At 71.9% G+C, this 21,019-nt stretch carries 22 protein-coding genes; 14 read left to right on the forward strand and 8 right to left on the reverse strand.

All coding sequences use genetic code 11. The features are described 5' to 3' along the window. Positions 1 to 52 precede the first annotated feature (52 nt). The 4 genes from ABD056_RS11420 to ABD056_RS11435 all read right to left on the reverse strand — a co-directional run bounded on the left by ABD056_RS11420 (position 53) and on the right by ABD056_RS11435 (position 4,611). Positions 53 to 1,513, reverse strand: a complete 1,461-nt coding sequence (locus ABD056_RS11420; RefSeq protein WP_343866740.1) for a methyl-accepting chemotaxis protein — start codon at positions 1,511 to 1,513, stop codon at positions 53 to 55. Positions 1,514 to 1,574: 61 nt separating this feature from the next. Continuing rightward, on the reverse strand, positions 1,575 to 1,886 hold the full coding sequence (locus ABD056_RS11425) for a hypothetical protein (protein ID WP_343866741.1): 312 nt from the start codon (positions 1,884 to 1,886) through the stop codon (positions 1,575 to 1,577). 104 nt (positions 1,887 to 1,990) lie between these two features. Beyond that, positions 1,991 to 3,217: a hypothetical protein gene (locus ABD056_RS11430; RefSeq protein ID WP_343866743.1), complete on the reverse strand. Its 1,227-nt coding sequence runs from the start codon at positions 3,215 to 3,217 to the stop codon at positions 1,991 to 1,993. After that, positions 3,214 to 4,611 carry an EAL domain-containing protein gene (locus tag ABD056_RS11435; protein WP_343866744.1) on the reverse strand — a complete coding sequence of 466 codons (1,398 nt, stop codon included), beginning with the start codon at positions 4,609 to 4,611 and terminating at the stop codon, positions 3,214 to 3,216. Before ABD056_RS11435 ends, ABD056_RS11430 begins: the two co-directional genes overlap by 4 nt. Before the next feature lie 107 nt (positions 4,612 to 4,718). Between ABD056_RS11435 and ABD056_RS11440 the strand changes: the two genes are divergently transcribed. The 6 genes from ABD056_RS11440 to ABD056_RS11465 all read left to right on the forward strand — a co-directional run bounded on the left by ABD056_RS11440 (position 4,719) and on the right by ABD056_RS11465 (position 10,026). Continuing rightward, positions 4,719 to 5,663, forward strand: a complete 945-nt coding sequence (locus tag ABD056_RS11440) for a UDP-glucuronic acid decarboxylase family protein (protein ID WP_343866745.1) — start codon at positions 4,719 to 4,721, stop codon at positions 5,661 to 5,663. A gap of 55 nt (positions 5,664 to 5,718) precedes the next feature. Beyond that, a complete protein-coding gene (gene rfaE1 / locus ABD056_RS11445) occupies positions 5,719 to 7,182 on the forward strand; it encodes a D-glycero-beta-D-manno-heptose-7-phosphate kinase (protein ID WP_343866747.1) in 1,464 nt (487 codons plus the stop codon). A 69-nt stretch (positions 7,183 to 7,251) separates the two neighbouring features. After that, positions 7,252 to 7,587 (forward strand): I78 family peptidase inhibitor, encoded by a 336-nt coding sequence (locus ABD056_RS11450; RefSeq protein WP_343866749.1) that lies wholly within the window; start codon positions 7,252 to 7,254, stop codon positions 7,585 to 7,587. A 17-nt stretch (positions 7,588 to 7,604) separates the two neighbouring features. Continuing rightward, positions 7,605 to 7,967: an I78 family peptidase inhibitor gene (locus ABD056_RS11455; RefSeq protein WP_343866750.1), complete on the forward strand. Its 363-nt coding sequence runs from the start codon at positions 7,605 to 7,607 to the stop codon at positions 7,965 to 7,967. Positions 7,968 to 8,038: 71 nt separating this feature from the next. After that, positions 8,039 to 9,115 carry a peptidoglycan-binding protein gene (locus ABD056_RS11460; RefSeq protein ID WP_343866751.1) on the forward strand — a complete coding sequence of 359 codons (1,077 nt, stop codon included), beginning with the start codon at positions 8,039 to 8,041 and terminating at the stop codon, positions 9,113 to 9,115. An 86-nt stretch (positions 9,116 to 9,201) separates the two neighbouring features. Further along, positions 9,202 to 10,026 (forward strand): HesA/MoeB/ThiF family protein, encoded by an 825-nt coding sequence (locus tag ABD056_RS11465; protein WP_343866753.1) that lies wholly within the window; start codon positions 9,202 to 9,204, stop codon positions 10,024 to 10,026. A 57-nt stretch (positions 10,027 to 10,083) separates the two neighbouring features. On the opposite strand, the gene ABD056_RS11470 is transcribed toward ABD056_RS11465, so the two are convergent. Then, positions 10,084 to 11,439, reverse strand: a complete 1,356-nt coding sequence (locus tag ABD056_RS11470) for a glutamine synthetase family protein (RefSeq protein ID WP_343866755.1) — start codon at positions 11,437 to 11,439, stop codon at positions 10,084 to 10,086. 348 nt (positions 11,440 to 11,787) lie between these two features. On the opposite strand from ABD056_RS11470, the gene ABD056_RS11475 reads away from it, so the two are divergent. The 7 genes from ABD056_RS11475 (at position 11,788) to ABD056_RS11505 (ending at position 17,852) form a co-directional block, all read left to right on the forward strand. Further along, on the forward strand, positions 11,788 to 12,762 hold the full coding sequence (locus ABD056_RS11475) for a calcium/sodium antiporter (RefSeq protein ID WP_343866757.1): 975 nt from the start codon (positions 11,788 to 11,790) through the stop codon (positions 12,760 to 12,762). Beyond that, positions 12,759 to 13,547, forward strand: coding sequence for an SDR family oxidoreductase (locus ABD056_RS11480; RefSeq protein ID WP_343866759.1), 789 nt, complete (start codon positions 12,759 to 12,761; stop codon positions 13,545 to 13,547). The genes ABD056_RS11475 and ABD056_RS11480 overlap by 4 nt, the downstream gene beginning before the upstream one ends. An 81-nt stretch (positions 13,548 to 13,628) precedes the next feature. Then, positions 13,629 to 14,042, forward strand: a complete 414-nt coding sequence (gene folB / locus ABD056_RS11485; protein ID WP_343866760.1) for a dihydroneopterin aldolase — start codon at positions 13,629 to 13,631, stop codon at positions 14,040 to 14,042. A gap of 447 nt (positions 14,043 to 14,489) precedes the next feature. Beyond that, complete coding sequence (gene uvrC / locus ABD056_RS11490; RefSeq protein WP_343866762.1) at positions 14,490 to 16,409, forward strand: excinuclease ABC subunit UvrC; 1,920 nt, start codon at positions 14,490 to 14,492, stop codon at positions 16,407 to 16,409. A gap of 60 nt (positions 16,410 to 16,469) precedes the next feature. After that, positions 16,470 to 17,117 (forward strand): CDP-diacylglycerol--glycerol-3-phosphate 3-phosphatidyltransferase, encoded by a 648-nt coding sequence (gene pgsA / locus ABD056_RS11495; protein ID WP_343866764.1) that lies wholly within the window; start codon positions 16,470 to 16,472, stop codon positions 17,115 to 17,117. Then, a complete protein-coding gene (gene moaD / locus ABD056_RS11500) occupies positions 17,114 to 17,368 on the forward strand; it encodes a molybdopterin converting factor subunit 1 (protein WP_425545033.1) in 255 nt (84 codons plus the stop codon). The genes pgsA and moaD overlap by 4 nt, the downstream gene beginning before the upstream one ends. A gap of 22 nt (positions 17,369 to 17,390) precedes the next feature. Next, positions 17,391 to 17,852: a molybdenum cofactor biosynthesis protein MoaE gene (locus ABD056_RS11505; RefSeq protein ID WP_343866766.1), complete on the forward strand. Its 462-nt coding sequence runs from the start codon at positions 17,391 to 17,393 to the stop codon at positions 17,850 to 17,852. Between the two features lie 4 nt (positions 17,853 to 17,856). On the opposite strand, the gene ABD056_RS11510 is transcribed toward ABD056_RS11505, so the two are convergent. Beyond that, positions 17,857 to 18,660 carry an AraC family transcriptional regulator gene (locus tag ABD056_RS11510; protein WP_343866768.1) on the reverse strand — a complete coding sequence of 268 codons (804 nt, stop codon included), beginning with the start codon at positions 18,658 to 18,660 and terminating at the stop codon, positions 17,857 to 17,859. Positions 18,661 to 18,851: 191 nt separating this feature from the next. On the opposite strand from ABD056_RS11510, the gene ABD056_RS11515 reads away from it, so the two are divergent. Continuing rightward, positions 18,852 to 19,727, forward strand: coding sequence for an AraC family transcriptional regulator (locus tag ABD056_RS11515; protein WP_343866770.1), 876 nt, complete (start codon positions 18,852 to 18,854; stop codon positions 19,725 to 19,727). On the opposite strand, the gene ABD056_RS11520 is transcribed toward ABD056_RS11515, so the two are convergent. Both ABD056_RS11520 and ABD056_RS11525 read right to left on the reverse strand, forming a co-directional pair. Next, the gene (locus ABD056_RS11520) at positions 19,697 to 20,176 is read right to left on the reverse strand and encodes an NADAR family protein (protein WP_343866771.1); all 480 of its coding nucleotides are present in this window, start codon (positions 20,174 to 20,176) and stop codon (positions 19,697 to 19,699) included. The two genes, ABD056_RS11515 and ABD056_RS11520, sit on opposite strands and share 31 nt — an antisense overlap. Further along, the gene (locus ABD056_RS11525; protein ID WP_343866773.1) at positions 20,173 to 20,970 is read right to left on the reverse strand and encodes an alpha/beta hydrolase; all 798 of its coding nucleotides are present in this window, start codon (positions 20,968 to 20,970) and stop codon (positions 20,173 to 20,175) included. The genes ABD056_RS11520 and ABD056_RS11525 overlap by 4 nt, the downstream gene beginning before the upstream one ends. Positions 20,971 to 21,019: the final 49 nt, after the last annotated feature.

Here is a 21,019-nt window from a genome sequence, read left to right on the forward strand (position 1 = left end):
GCGACTGATTCGCAACGAGGGAAAGGGCCACTTGCTCGCCGCTGCGGCCCGGTCACGCCGCCCGCAGCCGCACCCGGTCGAGGAACTGGTCCACCAGGCGGCGCAGCGACTCCGCCTGGGTGCTGAGGGATTCGGCGGCCGCCGCCACCTTGGCCGCCTCGCCGCGGGAGGTTTCCGAGGCCCGGCTGACGTCGTCGATGCCGCCGGCGGCGGTGCGGGTGTTGACGGCGGCCTCCTCGGCATGGCGGGCGATGTCCCGCGTTGCCGCCCCCTGCTGCTCGACGGCGGTGGCGATGGTGGCGGCCACCTCGTCAAGCACCCCGATGGTGTCGGCGATGCCGCCGATGGCCGCGACCGCCTCGCGCGTCACCTGCTGCACGCCGCCGATCTGGGCGGCGATGTCCTCGGTGGCGCGGGTGGTCTGCTGGGCCAGGGCCTTCACCTCGTTGGCGACGACGGCGAAGCCCTTGCCCGCCTCGCCGGCCCGTGCCGCCTCGATGGTGGCGTTGAGCGCCAGCAGGTTGGTCTGGTCGGCCACTGCCTGGATCAGCTTCACCACGTCGCCGATGCGGCTGGCGGCGGCGTCCAGGTCGGCCACCGTCTGCGACAGGCGGGCGGCCTCGGCGGCGGCGGCGGCGGCGATCTCGGTGGAGCGTGAGACCTGCCGGGTGATCTCGCTGACCGAGGCGGCCAGCTCGTCGGCCGCCGCCGCCATGGTCTGCACGTTGGCGGACGCCTGCCGCGAATCGCCGGCGGCGCCGCGCGAGCGGTCGGCGGTGTGTTCGGCCGCCCGCGCCATGGTGTCGGAACTGCCTTCCAGCGCCTGCGCCGCCGTGGTCAGGCCCTGCACGGCGCGGGTGACTTCGGCGTCGAAGGCGGCGGTGGCGTCGGCCAGGGTGGCGGCCACCATCTCCTGCTCGCGGCGCAGGCGCTGCTGCTCGGCGGCCAGACGCTCAGCGTCGGCGGTGGCGGCTTCGGCGCGGGCGACGGCGGCACCGGCCTCCAGCACGGCGCGGCGGATCTGCTCGCACAGCCACATCAGGGCGGCGGCCTGCACCACCACCACGGCGGCATGCATCACCACGCGGCCGATGTCGCCGCCGCCGGGGAACACCACCGCCGGCAGCACCAGGTTGAGCAGCAGGTGATGCACCGCCACCGTGCCGGCCGTCACCACCACCGCCCGCCAGTCGCACCATACGGCCGACAGGGCGAGGGCGGCGAAGAAGGTCATGTGCATGTCGATCTGCCAGCCGTGACCGCGGGCGCTCCACACCAGCAGGGCCGGCATGATCGCCAGCGCGACGGCGGAGGTATGGCGCATGGCCGGGCCGGTGGCATCGGCACGCCAGCACAGGGTGACGGCGGCGGCGGTCAGCAGCGCCACCACCGCCGGCGGCAGCCAGGCATTGCCGTCGACCAGCGCGGTCACGGCCACCACCGGCACCATCAGCCACAGCAGAAGGACGAGAAGGCCGGCATAGCGGCGGCGGAGCAGGTCAAGGGCGGTCATGGTCGGCTCGCGGGCAGGGGATCGGGGATCGGATCGGGGGACTGGCGGCGGAGGGGGAGCGTCACGGCACCGGCGGCGCGCAGCCGGCCAGGCCGGCGGGGTCGAGCAGCAGCACGCCGCCCGCCGCCCGCAGGCCGGCGCGGAAGGTCGCGTCGTCGTCGCCGTTCGCCGGCTGCGCCACCACCAGGCCGGGCAGGGCGGCGGCGGCCGTCACCTGGCCGCCGGCCGGCTCCACCGCCGTGACGGCGGCGGCGAAGGCGGCCGGCAGCACGGCCACCGGCCCGTGGGCGGGCGGCCACAGGCCGGCGATCACGCCACCGGCGAGCCCCGCCACCCCGAGGGCGGCGGCTGGAAGGAAGGCAGACAGGGGCACGGAGACCCTCCGGCAGGCGTCAGAGCGCGATGCGGTGCGTTTTCAGACGCTATACGCCGGAAGTATCCGAGTAGATCAATGTGGTATTTTGCGCGGCTTTCGCCTCAGAAGAGAACGGTGCCGCGCATCCAGGTGTCGATCAACCTGCCCTGGTAGAGGGTGATGTCCTGGCTGCGGCCGAAGTCCACCGCCTCCTCGCTGTCGCAGCGGGCGAGGATCAGCCGGCCGGGCGGGATGGCGCGCAGCGCCTCGCGGGCGATGGCGCCCTGGGGGCTCGCCAGCACCTTGGGCAGTTCGGGCGTCCACGACAGTTTCACCAGTTCCGCCCCCAGCCGCTTGGGGTCGACGTAGGCGAGCGACCGCCACGTCACCCCGTCCAGGCAGACGCGATAGCCGCGCTGGCGCAGGAAGTCGCGGGCGAAGGTATAGGCGGCGAGGTCGGCGAAGATGTCTTCCGCCCGCAGCTCGATCACCACCGTGCCGTGGCTGCCGGCCGCCAGCTCGTCGTCGAAGGCCAGGAACTCGTCCGACAGGATGGAGGCGACGTTGAGGTTGATGCTGAACCCCTTGCCGAGGGTGCGGTCGTCGCGCCGCGCCAGCAGCGCCAGCACCCGGCGGTCGAGCGTCTGGGTCAGGCGCTGGAACAGCCACGGGTTGGAGGCGAGGTCGACGGTCGGCATCAGCGTCTCGCGCAGGTCGGCGATGGAGACGAAGACCTCGGTGAACATCACGCTCGGCCGCCCGTCGCCCACCATCACCGCCACCGCCTGACGGCGGATGTGGCTGGCCAGGCTGGCATTGGCGAGCATGCTTTCGATGCGGCCGAGCACGCCCGGCGTCAGCGGCTCGCCCTGCGGCGCCCGGCGCAGCCCGCCGAGGGTGCTGCGGGCGACGATCTCGACGTCGTCGGCGGCCTGACGGATGACCCGGTCTTCCGCCTCGCGCAGCAGGTCGCCGTAGTGATCGGCGAAGCTGCGGCGGGCGACCAGATCGGCGGCATCGGCCAGCGGATCGCTGCCGAGCAGGAACCGCACCCGCACCACCGCCGCCTCGAACTCCGCCGAGGTGCGGTCGGCATAGACCGCCATCAGGTCGCCGTCGCGGGTCCAGTAGGTCTTCACTCCGGCGGCGACGGCGGGGGCCATGGCCTCCTCGATGTCGCGGTTGAAGCTGTCGGGCCGCGATTCGGCCCGCAGGCCCGACAGCCGCAGGGTGGCGAGGGTGCGGCCGCGGGTGTCGCCATCAAGCCGGCGCAGGTCGTCGAGCAGCATGCGCTCGTGCGGGGCGCCCAGCGGATGGACGTAGGGGGCAGGGGCGGGCGGGGCGCTCACGGGGCGGCCTCCGTCTTCGGGGAAGACTTGCGACGGCCGGGGGCGGCGAAGCGCTGGACGGCATCCAGCCCCGGCGGGTTGGGGCAGGCGGTGCGGCTGCTGCCGGCGACGGCGGCGCGGCGGCCGGCGCACTGGCTCAGGCTGCAGTCGGCGGAGGCCTTGCAGGCATCCATGGTGACGGTGCCGAGCACGGCGTCGATGAAGCGGCCCTGGAAGACGCGGATGCCGTTTTCCAGCCCCCACAGCACCGCCGCCTCGGTGTCGCAGCGGGCGAGCACCACCCGTTCCGGCCCCACCGCCTTGACCTCGGCGGCGAAGGCGGCGGTCTTGTCGGCGGTTTCCTCCGACGCCAGATCGGCGTTCCACAGCACCTTGGCGAAGTCCGGCGCCAGCCGGCGCACGTCCAGCAGGCGCAGGGTGACGGGGCTTAAGCCGTCGATCAGCACCTTGTGGCCGGCGCGGCGCAGGGTGTCGCGGGCGGCTTCATAGGCGGCGATGTCGGCGAAGACGTCGATCACCTGCACCTCCACCACCAGCCGCTTGGGGCCGAGCGCCGCCACCAGCCGCTCGAAGGCGCGGTCGCGGGTGCTTTCCAGGTTGAGGTTGAGGCTGACCGTGCCCGGCCGCCGCACCAGCGGGTTGGCGGCCAGCAGGCTCAGCACCCGCTGGTCGAGGGCGCGGGAGAATTCCTGGAACAGCCAGCGGTCGGCGGTCAGCACCACATCGGGCGCCAGGCCGCGCTGGAGGTGGCCGATGGAGACGAAGAATTCCTCGAAGGCGATCTCCGCCACCCGTTCCTCGGTGATGCGCACGGCCGGCTGGCGGCGCAGGTGGGGCAGCAGGTCGAAACTGTCGAAGGCCGCCAGCACCCGTTCCAGCGACCGCGGGGTGATGGGTTCCGGCCCGGCTTCCTTGGGCGACGACCACGAGAACGGGCTGACCGGCCCGCCCGAGTTCTGCCGGCCGAGGCGCACCAGCCGCGCTTCCTCCAGCTGCGCCACCTGATCGGACAGGCTACGCCAGTCGGTCATCAGGTCGTACCAGCTGACGAAGGGGTCGTTCGGATCGTTCCACCCGCTTCCCGCGTATGTGACGGGATCGTGTTCAAACAGGGAGCGAACGCGGTGGATGATGGTGTCGATCTCGTTGGCCGGCAGGTCGCGCCCGAGAATCACCAGATCGTCGTTGGACAGCCGGTAGACGTTGGCGCCGTGGCCGGTTTCCAGCGTCTTGAACATGCGCGCCACCACCCGCATGCGCACCGGCAGGCGGTTGACCGGCAGCAGCCGCGACAGATGCAGGTGGACGGCCCGGCCGGCCCCGGCCTTGCGGCGCAGACGGTCGATGGCGTCCAGCAACAGGCGCTCGGCCTGGATTCCCTCGCGCGGCCGCATGATGCGCCCCGTTCCCCCGATCCAACCCCAGGAAGTGCCGCTATTATAGGGATGTTTCGCGCCCGCGGAAGCATCGTCGGCGGCCCGCACCCCACAAGGAGACCTGCATGCGTCCAAGCCTTCGCGTCCTGGTGACCGGCGGAGCCGGCTTCATCGGCTCCCACCTGTGCGAGCGGCTGCTCGCCGCCGGTCACGAGGTGCTGTGCGTCGACAACTTCTACACCGGCCGGCGCATGAACGTGGCGCACCTGCTGGACGACCCGCGCTTCGAGCTGATGCGCCACGACGTGACCTTCCCGCTGTATGTGGAGGTCGACCAGGTCTACAACCTCGCCTGCCCGGCCAGTCCAATCCACTATCAGACCGACCCGGTGCAGACCATGAAGACCAGCGTCCACGGCGCCATCAACATGCTGGGGCTGGCCAAGCGCAAGGGGGCGAAGATCCTGCAGGCCTCCACCAGCGAGGTCTACGGCGACCCGGAGGTGCATCCGCAGCCGGAAGGGTACTGGGGCAACGTCAACCCCATCGGCACGCGGGCGTGTTATGACGAGGGCAAGCGGGCGGCGGAGACGCTGTTCTTCGACTACAACCGGCAGTACGGCGTGCGGGTGAAGGTGGCGCGCATCTTCAACACCTACGGCCCCCGCATGCACCCCGACGACGGCCGCGTGGTGTCCAATTTCGTCTGCCAGGCGCTGCGCGGGCACGACCTGACGGTCTACGGCGACGGCCTGCAGACGCGGTCGTTCTGCTACGTCGACGACCTGGTGAACGGGCTGATGGGGCTGATGGAGACCGACGACAGCGTCATCGGACCCTTGAACCTGGGCAATCCGGGCGAGTACACCATGCTGGAGCTGGCCGAAGCGGTGATCCGCCTCACCGGCTCGCGGTCGCGGGTGGTTCACAAGCCGCTGCCGGCCGACGATCCCAAGCAGCGCCGCCCGGACATCGCCCGCGCGCGTGACCTGCTGGGCTGGGAACCGGCGGTGCCGCTGGATGACGGCCTGGCGAAGACCATACACTATTTCCGTTCCGTTGTCGGATGAGCGGCCGGCGGCGGCGGACCCCGTCGCCGCTCGTTGCCCGGAAGCCATCGCCCCGATGACCGACCAGTCCGCCCTTGCCGCCCGCGCCGCCGCCCTGTCCGCCGCCACCGTGCTGTGCGCCGGCGACGTCATGCTCGACCGTTTCGTCTATGGCGACGTCGACCGCATCTCGCCGGAAGGGCCGATCCCGGTCCTGCGCATCCGGCGCGAGGTGGCGATGCTGGGCGGCGCCGGCAACGTGGTGCGCAACCTGGTGGGCCTGGGCGCCGCCGCCACCTTCCTCACCTGCGTCGGCGACGATGCGCCGGGGCGCGAGGTGGCGACGCTGATCGACGCCCTGCCGCGGGTCGACCCGGTGCTGCAGGTGGCGCGCGGCCGCCAGACCACCATCAAGACCCGCTTCGTCGCCGGCAACCAGCAGCTGCTGCGGGCCGACGAGGAAACCCTCGCCCCGGTCGCCGACCTGTCCCTCGACCGCCTGCTGGCGGCGGCCGGCGAGCAGATGGCCCAGGCCGGCGCCCTGGTGCTGTCGGACTACGGCAAGGGCGTGCTGCCGGCGCGGGTGACCGCCGCCCTCATCACCCTGGCGCGCGAGGCCGGGGTGCCGGTGGTGGTCGACCCCAAGGGGGCGGACTGGGACCGCTACCGCGGCGCCACCGTCGTCACCCCCAACCGCAAGGAACTGGCCGAGGCCGCCGGCCTGCCCACCGGCACCGATGCCGAGATCGAGGCCGCCGCCCGCCGCCTGATCGAGCGCTGCGGCCTCGACATCATCCTGGTCACCCGCAGCCAGGAAGGCATGACCCTGGTGCCGCGCGACGGCGCCCCCACCCACCTGCCGGCCCAGGCGCGGGAGGTCTATGACGTTTCCGGCGCCGGCGACACGGTGGTGGCGACGGTGGCGGCGGCGCTGGCCTGCGGCGCCCCGCTGGTGGAGGCGGCGCGGCTCGCCAACGTGGCGGCCGGCATCGTGGTCGGCAAGGTCGGCACGGCGGCGGTGCATGTGGACGAGCTGCTCCACACCCTGCGCCGCCAGGACCTGGAGGAAGACGAGGCCAAGGTGCTGCCGCTGCCGGCGGCGGCGGAGAAGGTGGCGCAGTGGCGGGCGCGCGGCCTGAGCGTCGGCTTCACCAACGGCTGCTTCGACCTGCTGCACCCCGGCCACGTCTCGCTACTGGCCCAGGCCAAGGCGGCCTGCGACCGGCTGGTGGTGGGGCTGAATTCCGACGCCTCGGTCAAGCGCCTGAAGGGCGAGACCCGGCCTGTGCAGAGCGAGGCGGCGCGCGCCACCGTGCTCGGCTCGCTGGCCAGCGTCGACATGGTGGTGATCTTCGGCGAGGACACCCCGCTGGAGCTGATCCGCACCCTGCGCCCGGACGTTCTGGTGAAGGGCGCCGACTACACCATCGCCACCGTGGTCGGCGCCGACATCGTCCAGGCCTACGGCGGCCGGGTCATGCTGGCGGCGCTGGAGGACGGCTTTTCCACCACCGCCACCATCGCCCGCATGAACCGCTGACCGCTGACCGCCGCCGCGGCGCCCGCCGTGCCCGCTCACCCACACCCCCGACGGGAGGAGACACCGCCCATGCGTTGCGTTTCGTTCACCGCCGCCGCTGCCGCCCTGCTCGCCCTCACGGCCTGCGCGTCGGCGCCGCCGGAACCGGAACCGCCGCTGGAGCGGCCGCAGACCACCGCCTCGGCCGATGCCCTGGCCGGCTGCGGCGCCTCCGACCTCGCCTCCTCCACCGGCAGCCGGCTGGTGCCGGGGCCGGCCGGGGAGGGCGAGGTGTCGGTGCAGGATCTGCCGCAGCCCTATCGGGTGGTCGCCCCCGGCACCCCCACCGACCTGTCCTTCCAGCCCGACCGGCTGACGGTGACGCTGTCCCACGATGGCATCATCCGCCAGATCACCTGCGGCTGACCCCCGGAGACCCGCCCATGCGCCTGACCCCTCTGCCGGCCGCCGTGGCCGCCGTCGCCCTGCTGCCGCTGCTGGCCGCCTGCGCCCCGCCGCCGGGCTCGGCCGGCCAGGATGCCCGCACCCCGGTGGCGGCGCCCCCGGCCGAACCGCCGCCGGCGCCGGGAGACCTCGCTGCCTGCAACGGCGAGGCGCTGGCCGGGGCGGTCGGCCGTTTCCTGGTCCACGGCACCGCCGGCCCCGACGAGATCAACCAGGACACGCTGCCGCAGCCGCACCGGGTGCTGAAGCCGGGCATGGCCTACACCATGGACTTCCGCCCCGACCGCCTGAACGTCGAGGTCGACGGCACCGGCCGTATCCTGTCCGTGCGCTGCGGCTGAGCCGCCACAGTTCCGCCGCAAGTGGGGCAGATGCTCGCCCCCTGTTTCCGGGTCGAGGAAGGGGCCTCACCATGACCGTCGCCGGGCGCCGCGCGCCTGCCGTGCCGCTCCCGCTGCTGCCGGCGCTGACGGCGGCGGCGGTGCTGCTGCTGTCCGCCTGCGCCGCGCCGCCGGCGCCGACCGCGGCCTCCGACCCTGCCGCCGCCACGCCCGCGGCGGCGCTGGAGAGGGCGGAACGGCTGCTGGCCGGCGATGCCGCCGCCGCCCTGCTGGCGCTGTGGCCGGTGGCGGTGCAGGGCGAGGCGCGGGCCCAGTATCTGCTCGGCCAGGCCTACATGACCGGCGCCGGCGTGGCGCTGGACGAGGCGGAAGGGCTGCGCCTGCTGGAAAATGCCGCCGACCAGGGCCTCGCCGATGCCCAGGTGGCGGCCGGTGTGGCGCGGCTGGCCGGCCGGGGCACCGCCGCCGAAGACCCGCGCGCCGCCGCCCTGTGGTTCGAGCAGGCGGCGGCCCAGGGGCATCCCGTGGGGCTCTATCGCCTCGCCCAGCTGACCGCCGACGGCCGCGGCGTGCGGCGCGATCCCGGCCGGGCGCTGGGGCTGCTGGACCGCGCCGCCGCCCTCGGCCTGCCGGCGGCGCAGACGGCGCTCGGCCGCCTCTATGCCGACGGCCAGGGGGTGCCGAAGGACGTCGCCTGGGCCGCCCGCTGGTTCGGCGAGGCCGCCCGGCGCGGCGATGCGGAGGGCCAGTACCGCCTCGGCCTTGCCCACCAGACCGGGGCCGGCGTGCCGGCCGACCCGACGGCGGCGCTGGCCTGGCTGACGCTGGCCCGCGACCGTGGTCATCCCGAGGCCGGGGCCGCCCTGGCGCCCTTGCGCGAACGCATCGGCCCCACCGCCCGCGCCGCCGCCGATGCGGTGGTGCAGCGCTGGCAGCCGGTGACCGGCGTGCCGGCCGGCGAGGACGGGCCGACGGTGCTTTACGTGCAGCAACGGCTGGCGACGCTGGGGTATTCACCGGGCGGCACCGACGGCCTGATGGGCCGCCGCACCCGCGCCGCCGTCGCCGCCTTCCAGGCCGCCCACGGGCTGCCGGCCGACGGCAGCCTCACCGCCGCCACCCTCACCGCCCTGCGCGCCGCCCGCTGAGGACGGCGCCGGCGGGCCTCCGCCCTTGCCCACGGCGGCGGCAGACGTTACATGCGGAGGGCGTCAGCCCCTGCAGGACCAGCCCCGTGACCTTCACCGACGACCAGATCCACCGCTACGCCCGCCACATCATCCTGAAGGAGGTGGGCGGCATCGGGCAGGAGGCGCTGCTGAAGGCCCGCGTGCTGCTGATCGGCGCCGGCGGCCTGGGGTCGCCGCTGGCGCTCTATCTGGCGGCGGCGGGGGTGGGGACCATCGGCATCATCGACGACGACAGCGTCGACCTGTCCAACCTGCAGCGGCAGGTGGCGCACGATGTGGACGCCATCGGCCGCCCCAAGGTGGAAAGCGCTGGCCGGCGCATGCGGGCGCTCAACCCCGACGTCACGGTGGTGGAGCACCGCTGCCGGCTGACCGCCGACAACGCCCTCGACCTCATCGGCCGCTACGACATCGTGGCCGACGGCTCCGACAACTTCGAAACCCGCTTCCTGGTCAACGATGCCTGCCATTTCGCCGGCCGGACGCTGGTGTCGGGCGCCATCCTGCGCTTCGACGGCCAGCTGACCACCTTCGCCACCCATCGCGGCGGCCCCTGCTACCGCTGCATCTATGGCGACGTGCCGCCACCGGGCTCGGCCCCCACCTGCGCCCAGGCGGGCGTGCTGGGGGCGGTGCCGGGGGTGATCGGCTCGCTGCAGGCGACGGAAGTGCTGAAGGAGATCCTCGGCGTCGGCACGTCCATGGCCGGCCGGCTGCTGATCTGGGATGCCCTGGCGGCGGAGTTCCGCACCGTGCGGGTGCCGCGCGACCCCGGTTGCCCGCTGTGCGGCGACCACCCGACGATCACCGATCTCAGCGCCCATGCCAACGCACCGGCGCCCGCCTGCGGCAGCGGCGCGGCGGGCTGACGACGCCCTCCCCGCAACGGCAACGGGCCGATCCCGAAGGACCGGCCCGTCGCACCGTTACAGGTACCAGGCGTATTCGTGCGGGGCGATGACGCTCTGGAACTTCTCCAGCTCCGCCCACTTGGTGTCGTGGTAGAGCGACAGGTACTCGGCGCCGAAGTAGCCGGGCAGCAGTTCGGCCTCCTTCAGGGCGTGCAGGGCGCTGCGCCAGGTGAACGGCACGCCCGCGTCCATCTCCTTGCCGGCGTTGCCGGTGTCGGCCGGGCCGGGGTCGATGCGGTGGGTGATGCCGTGGTGGGCGCCCGCCATCACCGCCGCCAGCGCCAGATAGGGGTTGGCGTCGGCACCGCAGATGCGGTGCTCCACCCGCCGCGCCGCGCCTTCGCCCGCCGGCACGCGGAAGGCAACGGAGCGGTTGTTGATGCCCCAGGTGCGCCCCACCGGCACATAGAGGTTGGGCTGGAAGCGGCGGTAGGCGTTGGCGTTGGGGGCGAAGATGGCCATCGCCTCCGGCATGGTCGCCTGCATGCCGCCGATGGCCCAGCGCAGCATCTCCGAGCCGCCGTCGCTGCCGTCGTCGAAGATGTTGCGGCCCTCGCTGTCGCACAGCGACAGGTGGATGTGCAGCCCGTTGCCCGCCATCTTGCTGAAGGGCTTGGACATGAACGTCGCCTCGAAGCCGTGGCGCTCGGCGACGCCCATGACCACGCGCTTGAGCAGGCTGGCATGATCGGCGGCGGCGACGCCGCTGGTGACATGCCGCAGGTTGACCTCGAACTGCCCCGGCGCGTACTCGCTGGAGGCCGTGTAGCACGGCACGCCCTGGATGTTGCAGGCGGTTTCGATGTCGCGCAGCACGGCGGCGTAGGATTCGATCTCCCACATGCCGTAGACCTGGGTGTTCTTGTCGCGCTGGCCGGTGTCCGGCGCGATGGGGAACTGCGGGCTGCCGTCGCCCATGCGCTGGCGGTCGATGAGGTAGAATTCCAGCTCCAGCGCCGTCACCGGCTGCAGGCCGTCGGCCAGCAGGCGGTGTTCCACCTTCTGCAGCACGTTGCGCGGATCGAGGAAGGACGCGGCGCCGTCCTGGTCGGTCATGGTCAGCAGCACCTGCGCCGAGGGCACCCGCGCCCAGGGCACGCGCTTCAGGGTGCCGGCGATGGGCACCGCGATGCCGTCGGGGTCGCCGTCGGAGAAGCCGCGGCCGCCGGCATCGGGGCAGTCGCCGGTGACGTCGAGCAGGAACACGCTGTAGGGGATCTGCATGCCGTTGGTGAACAGGCCCTTGGCGTCCTGGCGGGGGTAGCGCTTGCCGCGCACGATGCCGCACAGGTCGAACAGGATGGCGTCCACGTATTCCACGTCGGGGTGGTCGGCCAGGAAGCTGGTCAGCTCCTCCACGCCGGGTTTCATGATCGTGATACTCCCCAAGTGAGCCTGACCGCCGCACCGCCCCGTCGCATATCTCGAACACTGACGCGGGGCCCCGGCGCACAATCACCGGGTTTCGGAGGGCCACAGGCTTTCTGTTGTGCCTCTACAGGGTGACCGAGGCACCTGCGAACTGTCAATCACCCGATGAATTTATTTGACACTGCACCGCCGCAACGGGCATCTCGGCCCGCTGCCGGCCATGCGGCTTGACACCACCGGCCCTGGCCGCCCATCGTTCGCCCGCCACCGCCGGTGGTGACGCAACACCTGCCGCCGCCGGCGCATTGGTGTGGCGCATTCCTTTCGCTGCAACGGAGCCGCCGTCCCATGCTGATGTCGTGGATCGCCTTCGCCGCCGGGCTGGTGCTGCTGGTCGGTGCCGCCGAGGCGCTGGTGCGCGGCGCCGTCGCCATGGCGGAGCGGCTGGGCGTGTCGCCGCTGGTGATCGGCCTGACGGTGGTGGCCTTCGGCACCTCGGCGCCGGAACTGGTGGTCTGCGTGCAGGCGGCGCTGGAAGGGTCGGGCGGGCTGGTCTACGGCAACGTCATCGGCTCCAACATCGCCAACATCATGCTGATCCTGGCGCTGGCGGCGCTGATCCGGCCGGTGCACGCGGAGATGCGGACCTTCGGCCGCGAGGCGACGGTGCTGATCCTCGCCACCGTCGCCATGGTGGTGTTCACCTGGAGCGACGGCGTCATCCGCCAGGAAGGTGCGGTGCTGCTGGCGGCGCTGGCGGCCTACCTGCTGTGGTCCTACGTGCGGGAAAGCCGCAACGCCGCCGATGCCCGCGCCGCCGCCGCCGAACTGGAGGAACTGTCCAGCCTGCAGCACAAGCCATGGTGGATGATCATCGCCGCCACCCTCGTCGGCCTGGGCGGCGTCATCCTGGGGGCGCGGCTGCTGGTCACCGGCGCCGTTGCCATCGCCCGCGACTGGGGCGTGCCGGAGGAAGTGATCGGCCTGACCATGGTGGCCATCGGCACCTCGCTGCCCGAACTGGCGACCGCCGTCGCCGCCGCCCTGAAGAAGCAGAACGACATGGCGCTCGGCAACGTGGTCGGCTCCAACCTGTTCAACATCCTCGGCATCATGGGCGTCTCGGCGCTGGTGAAGCCGGCCGCCGCGCCGGCCCAGGTGATGGCCTTCGATGCCTGGGTGATGCTGGCGGTGACGGTGCTGCTGGTGCCGTTCTTCCTCACCGGCCGCCGCCTGGCGCGGGCGGAGGGAGGGCTTCTCCTCGGCGGCTACGCTGCTTATATAGCCGTCCTCTTCATCGGCGTGGAACACGTGCTCGCATGACCCATCCCCTGCCCTCGCCCAAGACCGTCCTCGTCACCGGCGCCGCCAAGCGCATCGGCCGCGCCATCGCCCTTGATCTGGCGGCGCACGGCTGGAACGTCGCCGTCCATTACCGCTCCGACCCGGCCGAGGCCGAGGCGGTGGCGGCGGAGATCGAGGCGCGGGGGGTGCGCGCCGCCACGGTGCGCGCCGACCTGTCCGACGAGGCGGAGACGGCAGCGCTGGTGGAGCAGGCGACGGCGGCACTCGGGCCGCTGGGGGCGCTCATCAACAACGCCTCGGTGTTCGAGTACGACAGCTGGGATTCGGCCACCCGCGAATCGTGGGACCTGCACCTGAACGCCAACCTGCGGGCGCCCTTCGTGCTCACCCAGGCCTTCGCCCGCCAGGTGGCGGAGGACGCGCGCGGCTGCGTCGTCAACATCATCGATGAACGGGTGTGGAACCTCACCCCCCACTTCGTCACCTACACGCTGTCCAAGGCCGGCCTGTGGACGCTGACCCAGACCCTGGCGCTGGCGCTGGCGCCGCGCATCCGCGTCAACGGCATCGGCCCCGGCCCCACCCTGCCGAGCCCGCGCCAGAGCGACGAGCAGTTCGCCGAGCAGTGCGCCTCCATGCCGTTGCAGCATGGCACCAGCCCGCAGGAAGTGGCCGATGCGGTACGATTCATCCTTGCGGCGCCGGCCATGACCGGGCAAATGATTGCGCTCGACGGCGGGCAGCATCTGGCCTGGACCCAGGCGCCGCGTCACGGTCAGGGACCGCAGTTCCTGGCGGAGTGACGGCACCCGCCCCATATCGCGCTCCCGCGCCGCCCGCTGCCGTGGCGGCGGCGGGAGAGCGCCCAGCGGATCCGGATGCCCATGACCCCCAATCCCGTCGTCAAGCCGTTCCCCATCGCCAATGCCCACCTGGGCCTGCGGCATGTGTTCATCCGTGATCTGGTGATCAGCGCCAAGGTCGGCGTCTACAAGCACGAGCACGAGAACGCCCAGCGGGTGCGCATCAACCTGGACCTGGCGGTGCGCGAGGGCGACGGCCCGGTGGGCGACAGCCTGGAGCAGGTGGTGTGCTACGAGGCGATTCGCGACCGCGTCCGCGACGTGGTGCTCGACCGGCACGTCAACCTGGTGGAAACCATGGCCGAACGCATCGCCCAGACCTGCCTGACCGACGGGCGAATCCGCTCCGTGCGGGTGCGGGTGGAGAAGCTGGACGTGTTCGACGACGTCGGTTCGGTGGGCGTGGAGATCGAGCGCTTCAGCCCGCTCGCCTGACCGCCGGCGGCGGCAGGGCAGTCACCACCACGAGTCGCGGCCCTATGACCTTTTACCCGCGACGTTCGGATGGGGTGGATCCGAAGGGATCATCCGGCCTGTCAAGCCCTTCCTTTACCCGCCGCGCGGGTTTTGCACAGGCGGCGGCCGGGCTGCCAGACCATCACACGGCTGTCAAGATGCAACTGTGCAGCCCCGCCCGGCGCCCTTCACCGGCGTCAAAACCAAGGCAAACCAAGGGGTTGAGGTGGTCGCCCAAAAACTGGGCAATGCGATGCGACTCCTTGGCCGGCGCCGCTTCGCACCGCTTGCCCCACCACTTTGCACAGAGTTATCCACAGCGGCCGTGGATATGTGGAGGAATCTCAGGGCTGCTGCCGGACTCCGCCGGCCGTCCCTGCCGCATCCCCGGTTGACCCTTTAGTGCCGTTACCCGAAATAGCCCCCATGACCGCCGTCAGCGACCCCACCGTTCCCGCCGTCCCCGCCGATCCGGTTCCGCCGGAGGAGGCGCCGCTCGCCGTCGTCAATCAGGGCGTGGAGGTCATTGCCGCCACCCTGCGGACGCTGCCGGACAAGCCGGGCGTCTACCGCATGATGAACGCCCGCGGCGACGTGCTCTATGTCGGCAAGGCGAAAAGCCTGAAGAAGCGCGTGGTGGCCTATACCCGCATCGGCCAGCTGCCCATGCGGCTGCAGCGCATGGTGACCGAGACGGCGAGCATGGAGATCGTCGTCACCTCCACCGAGGTCGAGGCGCTGCTGCTGGAAAGCAACTACATCAAGCGCCTGAAGCCGCGGTACAACATCCTGCTGCGCGACGACAAGAGCTTCCCCTACGTCGTCGTCACCGAGGGGCACGACTATCCGCAGATCGTCAAGCACCGCGGCGCGCGGTCGCTGAAGGGGCAGTACTTCGGGCCGTTCGCCAGCGCCGGGGCGGTCAACCAGACGCTCGCCCACCTGCAGAAGGCGTTCCTGCTGCGCTCGTGCTCCGACGCCGTGTTTTCCAGCCGCACCCGGCCGTGCCTGCTGTTCCAGATCAAGCGCTGCTCCGCCCCGTGCGTCGAGCGCATCGGCCGCGCCCAGTACCGGGAGCTGGTGGAGGAGGCGCGCGCCTTCCTGTCCGGCGAAAGCGCCCGCGTCCAGCAGGCCCTGGCGCAGCGCATGGAGCAGGCGTCGGAGAACCTGGAGTTCGAGGACGCGGCCATGTACCGCGACCGCATCCGGGCGCTGACCCGCATCCAGGCGCACCAGGAAGTGAACCTGCCCGATGCCGCCGATGCCGACGTCATGGCCATCCATCAGGCCGGCGGGCAGGCCTGCGTGCAGGTGTTCTTCTTCCGCACCGGCCAGAACTACGGCAACCGCGCCTATTTCCCCGCCCACAGCCAGGACGCCACCGCCGGCGAGGTGCTGGAGGCGTTCATCGGCCAGTTCTACGACAACAAGGACCCGCCGAAGGAACTGCTGCTCAGCCACCCGCTGCCGCAGGAGATCCTGATGGGCGAGGCGCTGACCGCCAAGGCCGGCCGCCGCGTGCGCATCCATGTGCCGAAGCGGGGCGACCGCGCCGCCATGGTGGCGACCGCCGAACGCAACGCCCGCGAGGCCCTCGGCCGCCGGCTGGCGGAAAGCTCGGCCCAGCGCAAGCTGCTGGAGGGGGTGGCGGAAGTGTTCGGCCTCGACCGCACGCCGGAGCGGGTGGAGGTCTACGACAACAGCCACATCCAGGGCACCAATGCGCTTGGCGGCATGATCGTGGCCGGGCCGGAAGGCTTCATGAAAAGCGCCTACCGCACCTTCAACATCAAGGGGCCGGTGGCGCCCGGCGACGACTACGCCATGATGCGCGAGGTGCTGACGCGCCGCTTCAAGGCCGCCCAGCGCGACGATCCCGACCGCGACCGCGGCCAGTGGCCCGACCTGGTGCTGGTGGACGGCGGCCAGGGCCAGCTGACCGTCGCCTGCGAGGTCTTCGCCGAACTGGGGGTGGAGGACGTCGGGCTGGTGTCCATCGCCAAGGGGCCGGACCGCAACGCCGGCCGCGAGCGCTTCTTCATGGCCGACCGCGAGCCGTTCCAGCTGCCGCCCAACCACCCGGTGCTGTACTTCCTGCAGCGCCTGCGCGACGAGGCGCACCGATTCGCCATCGGCGGCCACCGGGCGCGGCGGTCGAAGGACATCCAGAAGACCGGGCTGGACGACATCGCCGGCATCGGCGCGACGCGCAAGAAGGCCCTGCTGCACCACTTCGGGTCGGCGCGGGCGGTGTCGGAAGCGGCATTGCAGGATCTCGAAAGCGTCGACGGTATTTCTGCCGCACTTGCCCGCAAGATCTATGATCACTTCCATCCCGAGGGCTGAGGCGGCTAAGATCGCGCCGCCTCCATCCCTTGCCGCTCGCTGTTTAGAAGGACCGGGTCGTTGTATACCCTGCCGAACATCCTGACCTTGTCGCGCATCCTGGCGATTCCGGCGGTGGTGGCGCTGTTCTACATCCCCGGCCCGGTGTCGCAGTGGATCGCCTGTGCCCTGTTCGTGGCCGCCGCCGTCACCGACTGGTTCGACGGCTGGCTGGCGCGGCGGTGGAACCAGGTCAGTTCCCTCGGCCGCTTCCTCGACCCCATCGCCGACAAGCTGCTGGTGGCCGCCGTGCTGCTGATGCTGGTCGGCTTCGACGGCCTGTCGACCTGGAGCTACCTGCCGGCGGTGGTCATCCTGTGCCGCGAGATCCTGGTGTCCGGCCTGCGCGAGTTCCTGGCCGAGATCCAGGTCAGCGTGCCCGTCACCAAGCTCGCCAAGTGGAAGACCACCTTCCAGCTGGTCGCCCTGACGCTGCTGATCCTCGGCGATTCGGCGCCGTGGGGCGTGCCGGCGGGGCTGGCTGGCGAGGTGGCGCTGTGGATCGCGGCGCTGATGACCGTGGTCACCGGCTGGGACTACATGACCCACGGCCTGTTCCACATGAAGGAAACCGACCGCCGCCGCGCCGAGGCCGAAGCGGAGGCCGACCGTGCCGCTGCTGACCGCGCCGCCGCCGCCAACGACCTGCACCGGGAGGCCGGCGAATGATCACCGTGCTCTATTTCGCCTGGCTGCGCGACGGCATCGGCACCGGCCGCGAGGAGGTGGCGCCGCCGCCCGAGGTCGCCACCGTCGGCACCCTGCTGGGCTGGCTCGCCGGCCGCTCCGCCGGTCACGGCAAGGCGCTGGCCGATCCGGCCCGCCTGCGTTGCGCCGTCAACCAGGACTATGCCGGCCTGGACGCGCCGGTGAAGGCCGGCGACGAAGTGGCCTTCTTCCCGCCCGTCACCGGCGGCTGAGCGACAGGGGAGGGCGGCGGCCATGATCCGGGTGCAGCGCGAGGATTTCGACCCCGGCGCCGAGATGGCGTCGTTCTGCGCCGGCGATGCCTCGGTGGGGGCGGTGGCGAGCTTCCTCGGCCTGGTGCGCGCCGACAAGAGCGCCGGCGGCGACTCGGCGGTGGCGGCCATGACCCTGGAACACTACCCCGGCATGACCGAGCGCCAACTGGAGGCCATCGAGCAGGAAGCCCGCCGCCGCTGGCCGCTGATCGACGTGCGCGTCATCCACCGCTACGGCCGGCTGGAGCCGGGCGACCGCATCGTGCTGGTGCTGACCGCCAGCGCCCACCGGCAGGCGGCGTTCGACGCCTGCGCCTTCCTGATGGACTGGCTGAAGACCAAGGCGCCGTTCTGGAAGCTGGAAGAAACCGCCGACGGCCGCCGCTGGGTGGAGGCCAAGGCCAGCGACGATGCCGCCGCCGACCGCTGGACCGACGGCTGACGACTTACTCCGCCGCCGCCCGCACCGAGGCGCGGCCGAAGCGCTTCGGCGTTTCGCCGAAGGCGCGCTTGAAGGCGGCGATGAAGGCCGAGACGCTGTCGTAGCCGAGGTCGAAGGCGACGATGGACACCGGCACCCCTTCCTCCAGCCGCGGCACCGCCGTCAGCAGGCGCAGCCGGCGCTGCCAAGCGTCGAAGCCCATGCCGGTCTCGGCGCCGAAGCGGCGGGTGAAGGTGCGGCGGCTCATGGTCGCCAGGGCGGCGGCGCCGTCCACGTCCAGCGGCTCGGCCGGGGCCGACCACACCCGCCGGGCCACCCGGCGCAGGCGCGGGTCGGCGGGGTCGGGCAGGGCGAAGCCGCTGACGCGGGCGCGGCCGATCTCGTCCAGCAGCAGGGTGGTGGTGGCCTCGCGCCGCGCCGAGTCGGCGGGCTCGCCGCCGAGGGCGGTGACCAGGGCGCGCAGCAGCGGTGTCGCTTCCATCACCCGGCAGCGGTCGCCGAAGGGGGCGGCGCGCTGGGCGTCGATCTCCACCGTCTGCATCACTGCCCGGCCGCTGCCGGTCAGCGATGCCTGCACGGTGCCGGCGGGAATGAAGACGCCGCAGCCCTGCGGCACCACCCAGGTGGCGGCATCGCTGACCAGGGTGCACGATCCGCCGGTGGCGACCTGATAACAGGCGCGCAGCACCGCCTGGCCCAGCGGCTGCCAGCCGTGGCGTTCCAGGGTCTGCACCTTGACGACCACCGGATCGACCTCCGCCGGGCGCTCCGGCAGGTCGGTCGCGGCGGGCTCAGTCATCAGTTCCATGGCGAGGATCTTTGGCGTCATACCTTGATCGTAGGGAGCCCGGAGGCTAGCGAAAAGGGCCACTTGGGACAGGTTTCTTGTCATTCCAAGGTCCGATACTACCATAATACCTTAGCCGAAGGCGGCCAAGTCCGCCACGGGCTGCAACGGGGTACAAGACCCGCCGCCGCATCCGCGCTAGGCTGTCCGTCATGAGCCTTCAGCCTGCTGCCGCCCCTGTCGAGCACAGCCGCTTCTGGCGCCACCCGGCGGCGCCGGGGTGCGAGTTCTTTGCCGCCAGCTTCACCCACCATGCCTTCGCCCGCCACGCCCACGACGAATGTCTGGTGGGGGTGGTGGAGTCGGGTGTCGAGTCGTTCAATTGCCGCGGCAGCCACTGGCTGGCGACCCGCGACCACCTGCTGACCACCAACCCCGGCGACATCCACGACGGCAGTGCCGGCGCCCCCGGCGGCTATCGCTACCGGGTGCTCTATCTCGATCCGCCGCTGCTGGAGGAGGTGCTGCGCGATGCCGCCGGCCGCCCCGGCAGCGATCGCACCGCCATGCCCTTCTACCGCCAGCCGGTCACCCCCGATCCGCAGCTGGCCGAGGCGCTGCGGCGGGTGCTGCCGGCCTTCGACGGCGATCATGCCGCGCCGGGCACCACGCTCGGCCGGCAGACGGCGCTGCTCGGCGTGCTGGCGGCGGTGTTCGGGCGCCATGCCGGCGTGGTGACCGACGCGCCGGCGCCCGATGCGCCCCGCCAGGTGCGGCGGGCGATGGAGTTCATGGCCGCCAACCTGGAGGCCGACCTGTCGCTGGAGGATGTGGCGGCGGTGGCGGGCCTGTCGCGGTTCCAGCTGGTGCGGGCCTTCCGCCGCGCCACCGGCTGCACGCCGCACGCCTACCTGATGGAACGGCGGCTGGCGGCGGCCAAGGCGCGGCTGCGGGCCGGCGAGCCGCCGGCCCAGGTGGCGGCGGCGGTGGGGCTGTATGACCAGCCCCACTTCACCCGCCGCTTCAAGCGGCTGTACGGCATCACGCCGGGCGCCTATCAGGCCGGCGTGCGCTCCGGCCGGGGGTGAGCGGCGGCAGCGGCGGCGATCTCCGCCCGCACCTGCATGAGCAGCCGCCCCAGTTCGTTGCGGCCACCGGCACGGGTGACGCCCCAGAAGGTGTCGCCGAAGACGTTGCGGTTGACGATCTCCGCCGTGCCGGTGGCGATCAGGCGGCGGCCGAGGGCGGGAATGGCGAACTTCTCCCGCAGCAGGGCGAGCATGATGTCGCTCTTCACCGCCTCCCAGTCGTGCCGCAGGGCCACCTGCATGCCGCGCATCTTCGATTCGTCGGCACCGCAGGTCTCGAAGGCGCGGCGGGCGTCGCGGTCGAGGGTCTTGGCGGCCTGGAAGGCGTTCTCGACGGTGACGTAAAGGGCGCCGTCCATCTCCACCGGCGAGGGGAAGAAGTTGGACAGCCAGAAATGGTCGCCGGCGAAGTCGGTGATGGCGGCGGGGGCGGTATCGGTCAGGCTCATGGGTCCACCGCCTCCAGCAGGGCGTCGAGGGTGCGGGTGAGGCGGGCGAGGTCGGCGTCGGACGACAGCCGATGGTCGCCGCCCTTCACCAGGATCACCTCCACATCGTCGCTTTCCGCCTTGTCCTGGATGTGCAGGGCGGTCTGCCACGGGACGGAGGTGTCGCGCTGGCCGTGGATCAGGCGGATGGGGCAGCGAATCGGCAGCGTCGGGTCGCGCAGCACCAGCCGGTGGCGGCCGTCCTCGATGAGGGCGCGGCCGATGACGTAGGGCTCTTCCGAGTATTCCGACGGTTCCTCGATGTAGCCGCGGCGTTCCAGTTCCGCCTTCTGGGCGTCGGTGAAGGACGGCCACATGAGGTCTTCGGTGAAGTCGGGCGCCGCCGCGATGCCCACCAGCCCGGCCACCCGTTCGGGCCGCGCCAGGGCCGCCAGCAGCATCAGCCAGCCGCCCATGGACGAGCCGACCAGCACCTGCGGCCCGTCCGTCAGGGCGTCGAGCACGGCGGCGGTGTCTTCCGCCCAGCGGCCGATGCTGCCGTCGACGAAGCGGCCCGACGACAGGCCGTGGCCGTACTGGTCGAAGCGCAGGAAGGCGCGGCCGGACTTGCGGCAATGCGCTTCCAGGTGTAGAGCCTTGCCGCCGTCCATGTCGGACATCAGCCCGTGCAGGAAGACGACGCCGGTCCGCCCCTGCATGGACGGTGCGGCCTCGGTCTTGTGGTAGGCGATGGACGCGCCGTCGCGGCGTGCTAGAGTGCGCGGCGCAGCACGGGCGGACATGTCTTCGGACATGGGACCAGCTCGCTCCTTCCTTCTTTCTTCGACAGTATTCGGACCCCGC

The sequence above is a fragment of the Caenispirillum bisanense genome (assembly GCF_039523075.1).
In the GTDB taxonomy this organism is placed as follows: Bacteria; Pseudomonadota; Alphaproteobacteria; order Rhodospirillales; family Rhodospirillaceae; genus Caenispirillum; species Caenispirillum bisanense.